The 16,741-nt window shown below is 65.0% G+C and carries 14 protein-coding genes; 11 read left to right on the forward strand and 3 right to left on the reverse strand.

The features are described from left to right. Positions 1 to 29 precede the first annotated feature (29 nt). From FHS98_RS13550 to FHS98_RS13560, 3 genes are read left to right on the forward strand one after another with little or no spacing between them, the layout of a single operon-like run. Positions 30 to 2,033 (forward strand): hypothetical protein, encoded by a 2,004-nt coding sequence (locus FHS98_RS13550; RefSeq protein WP_167105957.1) that lies wholly within the window; start codon positions 30 to 32, stop codon positions 2,031 to 2,033. After that, positions 2,030 to 5,269 carry a transglycosylase SLT domain-containing protein gene (locus FHS98_RS18995; protein ID WP_167105960.1) on the forward strand — a complete coding sequence of 1,080 codons (3,240 nt, stop codon included), beginning with the start codon at positions 2,030 to 2,032 and terminating at the stop codon, positions 5,267 to 5,269. Before FHS98_RS13550 ends, FHS98_RS18995 begins: the two co-directional genes overlap by 4 nt. Beyond that, on the forward strand, positions 5,266 to 7,749 hold the full coding sequence (locus FHS98_RS13560; RefSeq protein WP_167105963.1) for a hypothetical protein: 2,484 nt from the start codon (positions 5,266 to 5,268) through the stop codon (positions 7,747 to 7,749). The genes FHS98_RS18995 and FHS98_RS13560 overlap by 4 nt, the downstream gene beginning before the upstream one ends. A 4-nt stretch (positions 7,750 to 7,753) precedes the next feature. Here the strand turns inward: FHS98_RS13560 and FHS98_RS13565 are convergent, their stop codons facing one another. After that, positions 7,754 to 7,951, reverse strand: a complete 198-nt coding sequence (locus FHS98_RS13565) for a hypothetical protein (RefSeq protein ID WP_167105966.1) — start codon at positions 7,949 to 7,951, stop codon at positions 7,754 to 7,756. Between the two features lie 191 nt (positions 7,952 to 8,142). On the opposite strand from FHS98_RS13565, the gene FHS98_RS13570 reads away from it, so the two are divergent. From FHS98_RS13570 to FHS98_RS13590, 5 genes are read left to right on the forward strand one after another with little or no spacing between them, the layout of a single operon-like run. Beyond that, positions 8,143 to 10,392 (forward strand): hypothetical protein, encoded by a 2,250-nt coding sequence (locus FHS98_RS13570; protein ID WP_167105969.1) that lies wholly within the window; start codon positions 8,143 to 8,145, stop codon positions 10,390 to 10,392. 39 nt (positions 10,393 to 10,431) lie between these two features. Then, on the forward strand, positions 10,432 to 10,794 hold the full coding sequence (locus FHS98_RS13575; protein ID WP_167105972.1) for a hypothetical protein: 363 nt from the start codon (positions 10,432 to 10,434) through the stop codon (positions 10,792 to 10,794). Then, the gene (locus FHS98_RS13580; RefSeq protein ID WP_167105975.1) at positions 10,791 to 11,063 is read left to right on the forward strand and encodes a DUF7940 domain-containing protein; all 273 of its coding nucleotides are present in this window, start codon (positions 10,791 to 10,793) and stop codon (positions 11,061 to 11,063) included. The genes FHS98_RS13575 and FHS98_RS13580 overlap by 4 nt, the downstream gene beginning before the upstream one ends. Further along, positions 11,050 to 11,571: a glycoside hydrolase family protein gene (locus FHS98_RS13585; RefSeq protein ID WP_167105978.1), complete on the forward strand. Its 522-nt coding sequence runs from the start codon at positions 11,050 to 11,052 to the stop codon at positions 11,569 to 11,571. The genes FHS98_RS13580 and FHS98_RS13585 overlap by 14 nt, the downstream gene beginning before the upstream one ends. Next, positions 11,568 to 12,200 (forward strand): hypothetical protein, encoded by a 633-nt coding sequence (locus FHS98_RS13590; protein ID WP_167105981.1) that lies wholly within the window; start codon positions 11,568 to 11,570, stop codon positions 12,198 to 12,200. Before FHS98_RS13585 ends, FHS98_RS13590 begins: the two co-directional genes overlap by 4 nt. 69 nt (positions 12,201 to 12,269) lie before the next feature. Here the strand turns inward: FHS98_RS13590 and FHS98_RS13595 are convergent, their stop codons facing one another. Continuing rightward, positions 12,270 to 13,277 carry a hypothetical protein gene (locus tag FHS98_RS13595; protein ID WP_167105984.1) on the reverse strand — a complete coding sequence of 336 codons (1,008 nt, stop codon included), beginning with the start codon at positions 13,275 to 13,277 and terminating at the stop codon, positions 12,270 to 12,272. 394 nt (positions 13,278 to 13,671) lie between these two features. Between FHS98_RS13595 and FHS98_RS13600 the strand changes: the two genes are divergently transcribed. Then, a complete protein-coding gene (locus FHS98_RS13600) occupies positions 13,672 to 13,872 on the forward strand; it encodes a hypothetical protein (protein WP_167105987.1) in 201 nt (66 codons plus the stop codon). Between the two features lie 291 nt (positions 13,873 to 14,163). Then, complete coding sequence (locus FHS98_RS13605) at positions 14,164 to 15,096, forward strand: glucosamine inositolphosphorylceramide transferase family protein (protein WP_167105990.1); 933 nt, start codon at positions 14,164 to 14,166, stop codon at positions 15,094 to 15,096. Here FHS98_RS13605 and FHS98_RS13610 read toward each other — a convergent pair. Further along, on the reverse strand, positions 15,064 to 15,327 hold the full coding sequence (locus FHS98_RS13610; protein ID WP_167105993.1) for a hypothetical protein: 264 nt from the start codon (positions 15,325 to 15,327) through the stop codon (positions 15,064 to 15,066). The genes FHS98_RS13605 and FHS98_RS13610 overlap by 33 nt on opposite strands. Before the next feature lie 490 nt (positions 15,328 to 15,817). On the opposite strand from FHS98_RS13610, the gene cyoA reads away from it, so the two are divergent. Beyond that, entirely contained in the window at positions 15,818 to 16,735 is a 918-nt protein-coding gene (gene cyoA, locus FHS98_RS13615) for a ubiquinol oxidase subunit II (RefSeq protein WP_243848025.1), read from the forward strand. Positions 16,736 to 16,741: the final 6 nt, after the last annotated feature.

Raw genomic sequence — 16,741 nt, forward strand, 5'->3', positions numbered from 1 at the left:
ATCGTGATCGGCCGGCGCCGTCGATCCCCATGCCCGAGCGCGATCCGTCCGCCTTCGGCGCCGGCATCGGCGAAGGCGTATCGGCGATCGGCGGGGCTATTCAGCACGTCGCGACCGCGGCAGATTCCACCCGCTACGCGCTGGGCGATGCCGCCCGGCAACAGCAGATGGGCGCGGTGTTCCGCCAGCAGCAAGCGGACCAGACCCAGAAAGATCCGAGCGGCGCCGGGTTCGCCGACGCGATCGGCGAGCAGTTCGACAAGATCTACGGCGGCGTAGACCTGCCCCGCGATCCTGAACTCCGCCAGCGCGCCCAGGTCCAGCTTACGCAGGACCGTGCCCGCTGGATGGAGCAAGCGCAGGGCTGGGAGATGAATGCCCGGGCGACCGCGATGGCGGACAATGCGGGCCAGGCAATCAACCTGTATGCCAATGATCTTGGCCAGACCGCACCGACTGATACTGTCGGTGCTCTCGCTGCTTTCCATGCCACGCTGCAGAAGATCGATACGATGGTGGCTGGCACCGCTGGTTTGCACCCGGAAGCGGCTATTCATTTGCGGCGGCAGGGCAGCCAAGAAGCCAGCGATCAGCTTGTCCACGGCCTGATCGACCGGGGTGCCTTGTCGACCGCCCGCGAGATCGTCGACGGCGGAGGGGTGAACGCGACGGTAACGCCCCAGAAGCTGAACGAATTCAATGCGCGGATCGATGCCGAGCAGCGCCGCCTTGAGGCCCAGCAGCGCGCCGCGATAGCCTTGGGAAAGTCGCAGGCCGAGCAGTCGATCGCGCTGGTGAACAGCCGTTTAGGCGACGGTGTGCGCGTTCCGGAAGCCGATCTTGCTCAGGCCGCAACGCTCGCTCACACGTTTGGGCTCGAGGACAAGGCCTATAATCTCGAGGTTGCGCGTCAGCGCCAGAACATCAACATCGAGAGCGAGAGCTGGACGCCCCAGCAATATCAGGACGAGATCAACCGGATCGCGGCGCTGGGGCCGAAAGCGAGTGAGCCGGAGCAGGTCCGCCTCGACCAGCTGCGCAAGATTGTCGGCCAGCGCACCACGCAATTTCACGATAATCCGGGGGCCTATGCGGCGGCGAACGGCGCACCGCCGCCCACCATCGATGCCGACAGCGGGCATGGATTTGCCGAGCGCGCCCAGTGGCGGGCGTCCGTCCAGCGGAGCACCGGCGCCTGGACGCCGACGCTGTCCAAGGAGGAGGCCGCGCCCTGGATCGAGAAGGTGCAGCATGGGGCGCCGGCCGATCGGCTCGCGACAGCGCAGTGGATCAACCAGTGGGGCGGTGAGGCGCCGAACGTCCTGCGCCAGATCGATCCCAATCAGGACAGCGCCTTCTCCCAAGCGGTGAAGCTCGGGAGCGTCAGCACGGCCAGCATGCGCGATGCGCTCGCTGGTCCTGACGCGCTGAAAGCGCTGGGCGGCGAGGGCAAGGCCTTCCACATTGATCCTCTGAATAGCCAGCAGATCTTGTCCGACGGCACGAAGCTGACCCCCGACACCCTGTTTGGATTGGGCGCCCGCTCCGCTCTGTCGGCACGCGGGGCGTCCTTTGCCGCCGGCGTGCTCGAGAACGCCAAAGCGATCTACGCCTCGACCGCGCAAAAGAACGGTTGGGACATCTTTCACCCGGGCGAATTTCAACGCTCGATCCAGCGCGCAGCGGGCGGGCGTGAAGTCGGCAACGGCCAGTGGGTCGGCGGCTTCGGCACCCATAACGGCCAGACGATCCTGTTGCCCTCGAACATGTCTCAGCAGGATTTCGACCGTCGGCTCGCGCGTGCGACGCCCGACGACCTGTTCCGCGCCGGGGGGCATGTCGGGCCGGCCTATGGCAATGGGCAGTCACTCACCGCCGGCGAGCTCAAGGCGCTGACGCCGGTTGCTGTCGGGAGCGGCCGTTACATTTTCCGTACCGGAAACGCCTATGTGATGGCGAAACGTGGAGAGCACGGGAAGGTCCAGCCGGGCCAGTTCTACGTGCTCGACATGTCGCAGATCCCCGCGGGATGAGCGATCTCGATAGCTTCTACGGCGACGCCGACCTGTCCGCGATCTCCGGTGTCCCCCTGCAGGCGCCAGCCCCGCCTGGACATAGTTATGTCCCGGCGCTGTTGAGGGGCGGGTTGCGGGGCGTGTTACCCAGCGCCGGGGGCTTTGCGGGCTTCTCGGCGGGCGCCGCGACCGGTGCGGCGCTGGGCGCGCCGCTCGACCCCTTCACCTTCGGCGGCGCGTCTGTCGTGTTGGGAGGAGGGCTCGGCCTCGCCGGGGCGTTCGGCGGTTCCTATGCGACCGAACGGGCACAGGCCAGAGTGGCCGATGCGGTGACGGATGGTGACTATAGCCGTTCCGCAATTCAGGATGCGACCGAGCACCCTACAGCGAGCCTGATCGGTGGTGCTGTCCCTCAGCTCCTCTTCATGCGACCCAGCAACAAGCTCGCTCTCTTGCCGCGCGCGCTGGGCGCAACGCTTGGCGGCGGGCTCGAGGCGGGCACCGAATATGCGCGTACCGGCCACGTCGATCCCCTCAATGTCGCCTTGCAAGCGGGCTTCGGAGCGGCGCTCGATCACAATACCAGTTTGGGCGATGCGATCGGCAAGGGGATCGCCCCGCTGGTGGGATCGATCACGCGCGGTCCGAGCGCGACCCTCGAGCGGATGGCGGCTGAGGCGACCCACAGGCGCGCGCTCAGCGAGATCCCCGACGCCGACGCGCATATTCAGGCGGCCGCTGCGATGGCGCTCGATCCGAACATCTCGCCGGAGACGCGCGCGGCGCTGATCCGGTCGCGCGCTCTCCAGGCCGCGCTTGGCGATCGGCAAACGCCCGACGAGATCGCAGCCTCGCACGTCATCGAGGCGGATGCCCAGACCGAGGCGTCGAACCCGCATGTCGCGACACCTGACACAGCGACCGCACACGGCGAGGCGCTGGCGAAGGCGATCCGATCGCTCGACGAGGGCACGCCGGCACCGGAGCTGGATCCCCGCGCTGCGGTGCGTGACTGGCAGATGCCGGACATCGGTCGCGACAATTGGCACTGGGCCATCCGCCAGCAGGAAAGCGGCGGCAACGCGTTCGCGGTCAGCGCCAAGGGCGCGAAGGGCGCCATGCAGGTGCTCGACAGCACAATGGCTGATCCGGGCTATGGCGTCGCGCCGGCGAAGGACAGCAGCCTCAAGGAGCGCGACCGCGTCGGATCGGACCTGCTCGATGCCTATAATCGACACTTCGGGAACGAACTGCTCGCAACCGCCGCCTATAATGCCGGCCCCGGGCGCCTCGAAGGATGGACCGACAAGGCCGGCCGCCACCATGCCGGCTGGCTCCAGACGATCGGCGATCCGCGCAAGGGCGAGATCGGGTATGCCGAATTCGCCGAGCGGATCCCGATCAAGGAAACGCGGGACTATGTCCATGAAGTGTTCCGGCGGATGGCCAAGGCCCCGCCCCGCACGCCGCTGCTCCGGCCCGAACTGTTCGCCGAGGGCGGGCCGCTCTCGATGCCCGAACTCGAAGGGTTCGCGCCGATCGCCGGCGAGAGCTGGGAGGATGCGCTTGCACGCATGCAGGTGACGGAAAGCGGCGGCGCGGCCGGCGCGCTGTGGCATCCGGAGATCGGAGACATCGATGTGCCGTGGGGCAAACCCGGCACCGGCGAGAGCGACGGCTTCGGCCTCGCCAAGCTCGAGCGCTTCCATCCCGAGGTTCTCCACGACCTGCCCGCCCGCGTCGCCGCGATGGACGTCGTCTCGCAAACCCCGAACCGGATCCGGTTGGCGAGCGCCGACGGACAGGCGGCGGTGAGCCTCAACTGGCAGGGCGATCCGACCAAGCCGTGGCTGCTCACCAGCTATGAGAGAAAAGCCCCGGCATCGACGGTCGATGAACGTGCCGGTGCTGGCGGCCAGGACGTCTCCCCCGGCCTCGGGGCGGACGCCACTGTAGCCGAAAACGGGGCACAAAGCCAGCCGGCGGCGGCCGAGCGTCCGGCTCCAGCGCCGCGTCCCCGTCGGCCACGTGGCCCGCGATCGGCGCCGCGATCGGCCGAACCCGTCGATGCGTTGTCGTTCCTCGCCGACCGTGGTGGCTTGCGCGATGACGAGGGCCATGACCTGCAGGGTCGCGGCCGGTTGATCTCCGGCATCATCAGCGGCCGCCGGCGGCGTGGCGGCAGCGCCGGCATCGGCCTGCCCCAGTTCGCACCGATGGGTGGGCATCTGTTCCGCAAGGGCGGTCTGTCGATCGACGAGGCGGGCGAGCTGCTGCACGAGGCGGGCTTCTTCACGGGCGATCGGCCGACGACGGCGGATGTGCTCGATCTGTTGGCGGCATCCAACACCAAACCGGTGCATCGTCCCGAAGACGTCGTTGCGGCGCGGGAAGCGGAGATGCTCGCCCGCTACGGCGAGGAACCGCATGTCGTTCCCGAATTCGACGGTCCCGGCCAGCACGCGCAGGGCGCGTTGCATTTCGATGAGCCGGCCGGTGCCGGCGCACGCGCTCAGGCGGAAAGTCTCGAGCATGATCTGCGCGTCGAGCTCTTCCATGGCACGAAGGCTCCGCAATTCGATGCGTTCGATCCAGCGAAGACCAGAGAGGGCGCGATCTGGTTTGGCCCGGATGCGGAGCATGTGAAAAGCTATGCGGAGGGCGGCAGGACGATCCGGGCCGAACTCCGATCCCGCAAGACGCTCGAGGCGACCGATCAGATCACCGACTGGGTGAAGTCGAAGCAGTACCACCGCGATATGCCGTGGGCGCAGGATCCGGAGCTGATTGCTAACCGCGATGCGGGCCGGATGCGCATCTCCGATCTGAACGCATCCTTTTTCCGATGGGTGAAGGCAGAAGGGTACGACGCCGTCCATTTCCCTCAGGATGCTCGCTGGGCGGTCGTCGATCCCACCGCGATCGAGATCGTCTCGCATGGGACAGGCGATGAAGAGATTATGGCAGTCGATCGCGCTCCATCTCTCGATCGCGGCGCTGAGACCAATCCCGCGATCGCCGATCGCCAGCGTCAGCAGGCCGAGCTGGGCGCGGCGGCGCCGATGCGGGCGGCGGCAGAGCAGGACGGCACGTTAGGCCTTGGCCTTTTCGATCAAGCCGATCAGCCGGAGTTCCGCCTCGATCCGGAAGGCGGCGCGCAATCGATCCGCCAGATCCTCGACGACGTCGACCGCGAGGAGCAGGCAGCCGCGACGCTGCGTGGCTGCCTCGTCCCGCCGAAAGGAAACGCATGAGCCTTGAACGTTGCATCCCGGGTCTCGTCGCCCAGGGCAAGCTGACGCAGGAGCAGGCCGACGACGCGATGGCCGTCTATGGCCCACTCCGCGAGCGGTTCCGCGCCAGCATGGGGGACGCCGCGGCCGAGGCGCTGGCGAGCGAGCGAACGGTCGCGGCGCTCGAGCACAAGGCCGTGCAATCGAAACGCCAGAAGCTGCTCCAGGTGAAGGTCCAGCAGACCGCGATCGCCGACATGGCGAAGTTCAAGGGAAAGGATCCAGGGGCTGCGGCCGTCGCGCTCTTCGCGCGCGATGAGCGTGCGCCCTACGCCAACATCGAATATCGGCATCAGGCGATCCGGGCGCAGGCGCTCGCGGGGCTCGATCAGTTCCTGCTCCGCCACAGCCGCAATGTCGTCGGCGAGCTTCGCGACAAGGCGGGCCTGCTCGATCTTGTGCGCGAGGCGTTTGGCGAACAGTCGGGCAATGCGTCGGCGGCTGAGTTCGCCAAGGGGTGGCTGAAGTCAGCCGAGTGGCTGCGCCAGCGTCGCAACGCGGCCGGCGGCGATACCGGCAAGCTTGCCGACTGGGGGATGCCGCAGAGCCACGACAGCCTGAGCGTGCGGCAGGCGGCCGGCACCGGCGCAACGGCCGACGAGGCGTTCGCAGCGTGGCGTGACTTCATCGGTCCCATGCTCGATCGCGGCCGGATGCTCGACGGCGACACCGGCCTTCCGTTCAGTGATGCCCATTTCAGCCAGGCGCTGCGCGACGTGTTCGACACGATTTCCACCAATGGCTGGAACAAGCGCAACCCTGGCGGGCAGGCGGGCGTCGGCAAGCTCGGCAACCGGCGAGCCGACCATCGTTTCCTGATCTTCAAGGATGCCGACAGCTGGCTCCAATACCAGCAGCGGTTCGGCGGTGCCGGCACGCCGTTCGATGTAATGATGCGGCACATCGACAATATGAGCCGCGAGATCGCGATGATGGAGCGGCTTGGCCCCAACCCGGAAGCGACGGTCCGCTGGCTGAAGGATGCACTCGACAAGCGGGCGAGCCTTTCGCCCGTGCAGGCTGTGCGCGAGGCAGTTGCCAGTCCCAAGGCGCAGATCGATCGGATCTATCGCGAGCTGACCGGCGCCAACCTCGCGCCGGAAAATCGCGCGATCGCGATGAGAGGGGCGACGGTCCGAAGTTGGCAGACAACTACAAAGCTGGGATCAGCGGCGATCGCCGCTGCCGGCGATTTTGCCAATCAAACGGTCACACGTCTCTACAATGGTCTACCCGTCACCAACATGCTGTTCGGCTATCTGCGTCAGCTCAATCCCGCGAGTTCGACTGATAGAGCGATGGCAATCCGGTCGATGCTAGGTGCGGAGGATATCGCCCGTGCGATCGGCGACGACACCCGCTTCACGATGGCGCAACAGGGCAGCGAGTTCGTGAAGAGGCTGGCCGAGACGACCCTTAAGATTTCCGGCCTCGACGCGGTCACGCGCGCCGGTCGCTACTCTTTCGGGATGGATGCGCTGTCCACATTGACGACAGAAAGCGTCAAGTCGTTCGGCCAGCTGGATGGCCGCTTTGCCGGCATGCTGGAACGTTATGGCATCGGCGACGCCGAATGGCAGGCGATCCGCTCGACGCCCCTGATCGAAGATCGTGGGGCGCCTTGGCTAAAGCCCGACAACATCGAGCGAGCCGATCTCCGCGATCGCGTGATCGAAATGATCCTGTCAGAAACCGACATGGCTGTGCCGACCCCCGGGTTGCGGACACGTGCCGCAGTTAATGGCGTTTTCCCGAGGGGCAATGCGTTTGGTGAAATCGCCCGCTCAGCATTCCAGTTCAAGGGTTTTGGCGTTTCGATGCTGGCGGCGAACTGGCAACGCATGATGAGCAATAGCACGCTTCAAGGGAGGCTCGCTTATGCGATCGGTTACACTGCCCTACTCACTCTGGCTGGAACGTATGTCTTTCAGGCGCGAGAAATCATTAAGGGCAATGATCCGCGGCCGCTCGATGATTGGCAGCTTTGGTCGCAAGGTTTCTTCCAGGGCGGCGCGTTCGGCATCATCGGCGACTTCATCAATGCCGCGCAGAACCGATTTGGCGGGGGCGCGGCGGATACTCTTGCGGGGCCTGCTTGGGCGACGTTGAACCAAGTCGGCCGCGTGGCGATCGGCGATCAGGCTGCATCGTTGCGAGGCGAGAAGACCAACCGCGGCCGCGAGGCTGTGAAGCTTCTCCAACAGGAAACGCCAGTCATCGGGTCGCTGTGGTACACGCGGCTCGCCTACCAGCGGGCGCTGCAATTCTGGCTGCAGGAGCAGATCGACCCGCAATATGGCCAGTCCTTCCAGCGCATGCGGCAATATGCGCACCGCAACGGCCAGGATCTCTGGTGGCAGCCCGGAGAGCTCCAGCCGGACCGGGCGCCGAACCTAGCCAACGCGGTGAATGGGGCGGTGCCGGCGGGCCGGCACCGCTGACCGATCAGAGCGAGGCCGCCAGTGCGAGCAGCGCCACCTTGGCCTGTTCGCGCGCGTGCTTTTCGATCTCCTGGATCGACTTGCCTTCGTGACCGTGAAGGCGAATGCCGCTGATGCCGAGCGATATGCCATTCGTATGATCGTGGCCGTTGATGGACACCATCTTGTTGATGGCGTCGATGTTGAAGGCGTTAAGGTTCATGTGGTCCTCCTGTTAGGGGCGGGCGCTGTAGCGGCCCGACAAACCGGCCGGCAATCGGCTTAGGAACCAATCTGTTACATTTTGACCAGCGTTGACGCGCGCGCGCGCGCGTGCGAGTGTGCGCGCTCGGCGGGTCGCCCCCTGCCTGATGCCTGGCCGTCCTGTTGGCGGTTGGTTGCTCAGGGGGCAGAATGACCGTTTCGACCCAAACCATCGAAGCGACCAGCGTCTGCAACGGCGTGACCACGACGTTCAGCGTGCCGTTTCAGGTTTCAACGAACGCGGATCTGCAGGTCAGTCTTGTGGATCCGATCACCTACGCCAATGAGCAGGTGCTCAGCGAAGGCGTTGACTATGTCGTGTCCGGAAACCTCCAGGCCGGCGTGGCGTCCATCATCACCCTGATAGCCTATCCGGCGGGGCGAAACCTTTGGCGCCGCCGAAAAACGGCTCGAACGCAGGAGCAGGTCTACACGCCGAACGACGGCTTTCCGGCGAAGTCGCACGAGTTCGTCGCCGACAAGGCCATCATGATCGCACAAGAGCAGGATCGCCTGCATGTCGATCTTGCTTCCCGGGCGCTTCAGGTGCCGACCGGCGAAGTCGCGCCGATCATCCCGAACAGCGCTGCGCGCACCGGGAAATTCCTTGCGTTCGATGCGTCGGGCAACCCTGTCGCATCACTGGGGACCGGCGCGGACGCAGGACTGCGGAATGATCTGGCTGGCTCGGGCGGCGGCGGGCTCGTCGCTGTGGCGCTGCCCTTCCCCAATATCGTCAAGCAAAGTCTCGTTTCGGTTCTTGCCTCCGGGCCTGTTGACTTCACATTCTTCTATCGGGCGGAGGATGGCGTTGATTGGACGCCCGCTTATCAGCGCGCACTGAACACCGGCCGTAATGTATTCGTACCGGAGGGGCGGTTTCTTCGCCTGAAGAGTGCGACGACGCAGGGTCAGCAGATCATTGGTTGCGGTGTCACCCGTAGCGTGTTTGTCATCGGTTCCGCAGCAACGCCGTTCCAGGACATGGCGGCGCAAGGCGTCGATATCACGCCCAGCACGTTCGATGACACGGCCTATGGCCATGACGGCATCGGGTTCGAATTCTATCAGCCGAACACGAACGTTCGCGCGAATGTCCTGCGCTACCCCTATGCGATCTACATGGCCGGGGTGGATCGGCCAAAGTTCGGTGATGTCCGCATCTCCAATGGATGGAACGGCATTTACGCTGACGGCTGTGGCGGTCTCGAGGCCGGCGTCATCGAACTCGGCTGTTTCAACACCCCGTTCCTGATGGACCATGCCTACGACACGACGACGATCAGGACGCTGAAGTTCTGGCCCTACGGGTCAGGCAATGTGGGGTCGACCACCCCCTTGCTGTGGCAGGTTTACCAGGATGGCGTGGCATATTCTCAGATCGGGCGGATCGACGGTACGTCGATTGGCCTGCTTGCGACCTTTCAACAGCGGATCAAATTTTATCAGTCCGACGCCGGCGGTCACGAATTCGGGACAATCGGCGAGCTGCACCTTGATGGCACGTTCGGACGGATAGAGCAGGACAGTGCCTATTTGTCGGTCGGCAGTTGGTACGCCTCCACAGGTTCCAACACGGATTTCAAGATCTTGCTGACGGGTGGGCGATTGGCCCTTGGCCCCTGCGCGATGTTCCTTGGGCCCGGCGGCAACGGCACTGCGCCTCTCATCCAGATCTCGGGCGGGTATCTATCAGCGCAGAGCGGCGGCTTCTTCGAGGCGCTTGGTGTGGCGCAGCCGCTACTGGCGCAGAGTGGCGGCGATGTCGTCTGGATTGGAGGCCAGATACTCGGTCTCACCAACCAAACACGCACGCGCGCGGTGTTCGAGCAGACTGGTGGCCGGATCACGCTCCGCAGCGCGCGTTTCTCCGATGCCGGTACGGGCACAGGGTTTGCGTTCTCGATCGCGACCGACGACAACCACGACATTCAAGAGAACGCCCTGTTGGGCTGGGGGTTCGCCCTGCCGCCTACGATTGCCCAGGGGCAGTATGATATCGACAGGACGATCCCTGCGGTTGCGACCGTTGCCTTCACGAACAATGGGGATTTCGCACCGGTCTACACGGCGCAGAGCACGGGCTTCCGCATCAGCGGCAACACGATCTCCTTCACGACGACGGTGGTGTTCAACACCAACGCCTTCACCACGGCGAGCGGGCCGTTCCTGATCAAGCCGAACATTCCGTATCTGCCGAAGGCGACCACGGCCGTCACCATCCAGCAGATGTCCAACGTCACATTCGGCAGCCCGTTCTCCGGCGAAATCCAGGGAGACGGCACCATACCGATCCGGTTGTTCACCTCCAATGCGCCGGTCGGCAACATGGGCAACACGAACATTTTGCCCAGCAAAAACGGCGTGATGTTCGTCATCTCCGGGACCTACATCGTATGATCCGCGCCCGCATTTCCGTCGCTTTGACGGCGCCGTCGCATGGCTGACCGGTCCGAGATCCTGATGCCAGTCACTCCAGCAGGGGCCGTGGAGCAGATGTTGCTTGAAGAACTGCGGCGCACCCGGGAGGGCAATGATCGCCTGTCCACGGTTGTCTCCAGCATCGAGAAGACGCTCGCCGTAATGGGCAGCGAGCATGCTCACACCGTCGGCGAGCTGGGCAAGATTCAAGCTCGCATGGACGTCGCGGAAGGTGACATCGAGAAGCTGAGGTCGTGGCGTGACCGGCAGGAGGGCGCGCGCGGCCTCGCTGGTTGGCTGATCAACTCACCCGTCATCGGCTGGATCGTCGCGGCGGCCGCGGCCGGCTGGGCCATTCTCCAGGGAAAGGGGCATCCATGATCGCACGCATCAAGGCTTGGCTGGACGGGCAGCTGCTGCCCCATTGGCATCAATGGTACAAGCATGTCTCGATGTGGTTGGCGACGGCCGCGGCCGCCGTGATCGCCTATCTGACCGCGGTGCCGTCCGCTCTCAACGACGCGCTGCACATGCTGCCCGACAGCATTCGCGCCACACTGCCGGCCTGGATCGGGCCGACCGTGTTCTTCCTGCTCTTCGTGGCCCGCTTCTGGGATCAGCGGAAGGACAAAGCCGATGGCCAGCAATAAGGCCAAAGGCGCGATTGGCGCCGGCATCGCGGCAATGCTGACCATCGCCGTGCCCTATACGGCAGGATGGGAAGGCAAGGCCAACGACCCCTATTTCGACAGCGCGAAGGTGGAGACCGTTTGCTACGGCGACACCCAGGTGGCGATGCGCCACTACAGCGACGCCGAATGTGCGCAGCTCCTCCGGCAGAAGCTGGCGACAGTCTATGCGCCTCAGGTGGTGAAGGTCCTGCCGGGGATCGAGGAGCATCGCTTCGCCTTCGCGGCCTTCACCGACTTCTCCTACAATGCCGGCGCAGGCTCCCTGGCGAAGTCGCCCGCGCTCCTCTGGAAGCGTGGCCGCTATGTCGAAGCCTGCCGCGCCATGTGGGCCTATAAATATGCGGTCGGTAAGATCCTGGCCGGTCTCGTCCTCCGGCGCGCCGGGGCCGCCAACGACAATCGCATCAGCGAGAGCGATCTCTGTATGGTCGATGCGGTGCCGATGGCGATGGGGATCTCGGCATGAGCGGGATTGCGAACCTGGTCCCCGGCGTCAGCCAGGCGAAGGCGATCGCCGCGGCCGTCGGCCTCGTGGCGTTCGCGGTCCCGATCGCCGGCTGGGCGATCACCGCGCACACGCTCGCCAGTGTGCGCGACTGGCAGGCATCGGTCGTTTCGTCGACCTCGACCGCCCTGCATGTCGTCGACAAAGCCGGCCGACCGCATTTGCTCGCCGCGAACGATGTGCCGGCGGCAATCGCGGGGCTCGGCGATGCGCTCGACCAAGTGCGGCTCAAGACAGCCCGGGCACAAGCGGACGACGCCGCCCATGCCAAGGCAGTCAAGAACGTCCAGGATCTCACCACGAAGGAGCATGACAATGGTCTCCAGGCGCAGCTCGATGATGCTCGGTCTCGTGTCGCTGATTATGCTCGCCGGATGCGGGGCGCAGCATCTGCAGGTCCCATCGACCAACGTGGTAGCGGAACGTCGGGAATGTCCGCCGCGGCCGACGCCGCCCAGGTCGCTGACGGATCCGGTGCAACGGCCCTCGTTCCTGTCCCCCAGTCCGACCTCGACACATGCGCCGCCAATACCGTGAGGCTCGAGGACGCGGTCAAGTGGATCGCTGATCAGGGGGCGATCCCGAACTGATCAGCTGGGTGCGCGCGCTGCCGAGTGCCGCCTCCGCCTGCTATCTCGCTCAGGATGTTCACGCTCATGCTATTTGCGATAATTATAGGCCTCGCCGCCCTGCTCGGTAATTTTATAGCCGTCGCGGAAGAGGAGGCGATGGCAAAAGCCAGTCTCGAGTTTTCGGTTTCTGGCATCTCTGTATTCCACCTTGCCGATCAGCCAGAAGCCAAAATCGGTTGGAGCGGCGGGAGAGGTGCAGCGGAACAAAATGTCGCGGGTGGCGCGCTTATCTTCCGGAACATCGTCCCGCTTCATCATCGGTCCCGATTGCTCCTCGATGACGACCCCTCCGTCGCCGAGCCGCAGCACGGTAGGGCCAATATGACAGTCCTTGAGGGAAAGCTCCTGCCTGACCAGTCGCTCTTTGAGTCCCTCGATCAGGCCGCCAGTTCGGACCGGCGCGGGGACCGGCAGGACGTCAGAGAAGCAGACGCCCGCCTCTATGCGGTCAATGATAGCCAGGCTCTCGCCGTAGTTTCCCACCTTGAACGTCCACCGAAAGCTATCCAGGCCATGGCGCCATCGGGCAACGTTGGTGGAAACGGTTTCGACTATGACCCAAGGGCGATCTTGTTCGAGAAAGGCTTCACGGGAGATATCGGCACTCCGCTTCGCCTCGTAAGCCGCCCGTCCAGCATAGACGGCGGCGCCGATGGCGGCGAGCATCGTAATGAGCCCAAGACCGGTCCCAATGGCGGCAATCCGTGCCTGATCGAAGGCGTAGATGGCTTGTGCGTCGGCGGCGTCCGCACTGCGTCGAGCCTGTATGTGGGTGTCTCGATCCTGCTGATATTCGTCTGCGGCCCTCTCGCATCGCTCTCGCTCTGCCTGTCCTGCTGGCCCGGAAAGGCGTTTGATCTGCGCTGGGCTGCAATGTCGCTCGGCTTCGCGCTTATGAGCGCCTACGGGGTCTACTGCGCCGGCACCTGCAAAGGATACCTGTTCGGGATATAGGCACCACGCCAACGCTGTAGCGAGCACGAGTGCAATCAAGCACCCGAAGGTGAGACCGATGATCCGATAAACCTTGCTCATGTGAATCGCGACGCCCCCGTCAACCGCACGCGCGCTTGTTTCCCATCTGGGCTGGAGAGTCCATTGCGACTGGATCTTGCTCGGCCGGTCGCTTTCGGATCCGGTGCTCCGCCCCTTGGCGCTGGCGGCCGCCGCCGCCCGGCGCCGGGCGTTTAGCCCTTGATCCTTCGCCGTCGATGCGCCAAGTCGCGGCCGCCCGGCAAGTGCCGGGCAGGGATTAGCCTCCCTCCCACGAGAACCCGAACCGTCAGGCCCAGCCTGTGCGGCATTACGGTCGGGCGCGTGGGAGCTCGTAAGGGCGCCGCTCTCGTGGCGGTAAGGCTAATCTCGCGCGTCCGGCCACCCAGCAGCCGACCGGCCGCGATGATTAGGCCGAGCGCTGCCGGACCCTGGAATGGACGATGCCGAGTTCGAGGCCCGTTGTAATCGTCTGACCGCAGCGCTGGACGGCCTGCGTGACCTCCTCGCTGGCCAGGTCCCCGGCTTGTCGATGAAGTCCGAAGGGGTTGCTGGTCTCGCCGATCTGATCGCAGCCGAGGCGCATATTTTGCTCGATGAGCCCAAGCGGCCGAGGGGGCTTCGCATCATTCAATGAGGCTGGACGCCATTCCAACAACGGGCCGTTTTGCGGCAAAGTTGGAACAAATTGTGCTGCCTAAGTTATTGAAATCACTGCGCGGTGCAGAGCTTGGGAAGCTTCTGCTCTACCATTGAGCTACACCCGCGACGGCGACGTCTCGGCGCCATCGGAAGCCTCTCGGCTCGCCGGCCAAGTGCCACGGTCGGAGCGATATCGTCAACGCCGAATTTGCGGACACGCCGGCTTTCGCGAGGCATGGCCGTAGCCCGTCCGCCGGTGTAGGCGCAGGCGGCAGGAGGATGTGCGGTGGGTTTGCGCAAGGATATCTGGCGGCCGGCGATCGTCGGCGCGCCGATCGCGGAGATCGTGCGGCGCGGTTCGGTCGAGGGATTGCCGGTCACCTGGCTGCCGCCGATGGGGGCGTTCCGCTTCCTCGCCGATCCGTTCGGGCTGTGGCGCGACGATCGGCTGCATGTCTTTGCCGAGACCTATGATTATCGCGTCCGCGTCGGCGCGATCGAGGTGCTCACTTATTCCCGAGACCTCCGCCTGATCGATCGCGCGCCCGCGCTGGCCGAGCCCTGGCACCTCTCCTATCCGCTGGTGTGGGAGGCGGACGGCGAGACATGGATGCTGCCCGAGGCGCATCGATCGGGCGGACTGACGCTCTATCGCGCGGCGGAGTTCCCCCGTCGCTGGGAGCCCGCGCACCGGATTGCGCTGGATCATGTGCCGGTCGACGCCACGCCCTTCTTCCACGACGGTCTGTGGTGGCTGTTCTACTGCCCGGCGACGAGCGCGGCGGACAAGGTGGGGCGGCTCCACATCGCCTTCGCCGAGCGGCTGGCCGGCCCGTGGCGGATGCATCCCGGCAACCCGGTGCGGCAGGATCGGGCGAGCGCGCGGCCGGGCGGCACGGTCGCGCTCATCGACGGCGTGCCGATGCTGCCGGTGCAGGATTGCACGCGCACCTATGGCGGCGCGATCCGGCCGCTCTTCTTCGATCGGCTCGATACCGGGCGTGTGGAGACGCGCGTCGGCGAGGCGATCCCGATCCCCGCGGGCTTCGCGCCTTATGGGGAGGGGATGCACACGCTGGCGGCGGCCGGCGAGGTCACGCTGATCGACGTCAAGCGCACCGAGCTTTCGGCGCACGGCCTGTCGATCGAGCTGGCCCGCGAGGCGCGCAAGCTGATCCGGCGGGCCTTACCCGATCAGGGCGGTGCGCCGATCCGGTGACGGCGGGCCTTGTCGCTGACGCGCCTGCCGGAAGGCGGCCATCGAAACCAGATTGGACGGGCGCGGCTTCGGCCAGTTGAGCCCCATCAGCACGGCCGAGGCCGCCAGCATCAGGAATACCCCCAAAGCGATGGTTTCCTCGTCGGGCACGAACGCACCTGCAACAATGAATCCCAATCCGACCAGCAGAACGGCGGACAGTTGAACGTTGGTGTTAGTCCTTCGACCCACGTTCTTCTCCTCTCCTCTGTGGGCGCGACCGATTTTTCGGGATCGTCTACCCGCAAGCAAGTGTCCGCTAATTCGTGAGGACTGTCACCTCCGGTACAAATGGCGCGAATCTGCCAAAAGCTGTTCCGGCGCCGTCGCGAATCAGTCCGAACGCGATTTGCACAGGCAAAAATGTCACCGTTGTCTCCCGATCGGCGGGAGGGATAATTTTTCCGCCGCGTCCCGGCCGGCCGGATCGGGCCAAATGCACCGCGCCATACTGGCAAGTGCAAACTACGCACGCTGCAATGCAGAAAGGTGAATTGAAATTTGGGCGGAGAAGCGCCACGGGCGCGGCCCATGGACCAAGTGCGTCAGAGTTGCGCCGCGGGCAAGACGCTCGCCGCGCCATAGCTGCGCGCCCGTTCGCGGCAACGACCTTGGAGTCGCCACCCGGACGCGCGCGCAAGCGCCTCGTCCTTCCCCATCAACGCTTCTGTAGATAGTGGACATGAACGAACGCACTTTGCGCAGGCTTGCAGGGCTGGCGTCGCTGGCCCCCATGACGATGCTGAGCGGATGCTCCTGGGACGTACTCGATCCCGCCGGAAGCATCGGCATCCAGAATCTTTCCACGCTGGCATGGGCGACCATGTTCATGCTGATCGTGGTCGTCCCCGTGATGATTATGATCGTGGCGTTCGCGTGGCGCTACCGCTCGACCAACCTCGCGGCCGATTATGCGCCCGAGTGGTCGCATTCCACCAAGATCGAGGTCGTGGTGTGGACGATCCCGGCGCTGATCGTGGCGACGCTCGCGGTGATCTGCTGGCGCACGTCGCACACGCTGGACCCCTATCGCCCGATCGCTTCCAACCAGAAGCCGGTCGAGGTGGAGGTCGTCTCGCTCGATTGGAAGTGGCTGTTCATCTACCCGGAATATGGCGTCGCCTCGGTGAACGAGATGGCCATGCCGGTGGGCCGCCCCGTCCACTTCAAGATCACGTCGTCCTCGGTGATGAACAGCTTCTTCATCCCGCAGCTCGGCAGCCAAGTCTACTCGATGGCGGGGATGCAGACCCAGCTCAACCTCATCGCCGACCGTGCCGGTTCCTATAAGGGCATCTCGGCCAACTTCTCCGGTGACGGTTTCGCCGACATGCGCTTCCAGGCGAAGGCGATGGACGCCGCCGGTTTCCAGAAGTGGATCGACAGCGCCAAGGCGAGCCCGGCCCGCCTCGACGCGGCCGGCTACGCCGCTCTTGAAAAGCCCAGCGAGCGTGACCCCGTGCGCCTCTACGGCACGGTGGCGCCCAAGCTGTTCGACGCCGTGGTGATGCAGGACATGCACGGCAATGCGCAGAAGGCCGGCGAGGCCGGGGCGCAGATGACCTCCATGCAGATGCCGTCCGCGGCGCAGCAGGATTGATCCCGA

Origin of the sequence: Sphingomonas oligoaromativorans, assembly GCF_011762195.1 — a bacterium.
Classification (GTDB): domain Bacteria; phylum Pseudomonadota; class Alphaproteobacteria; order Sphingomonadales; family Sphingomonadaceae; genus Solisphingomonas; species Solisphingomonas oligoaromativorans.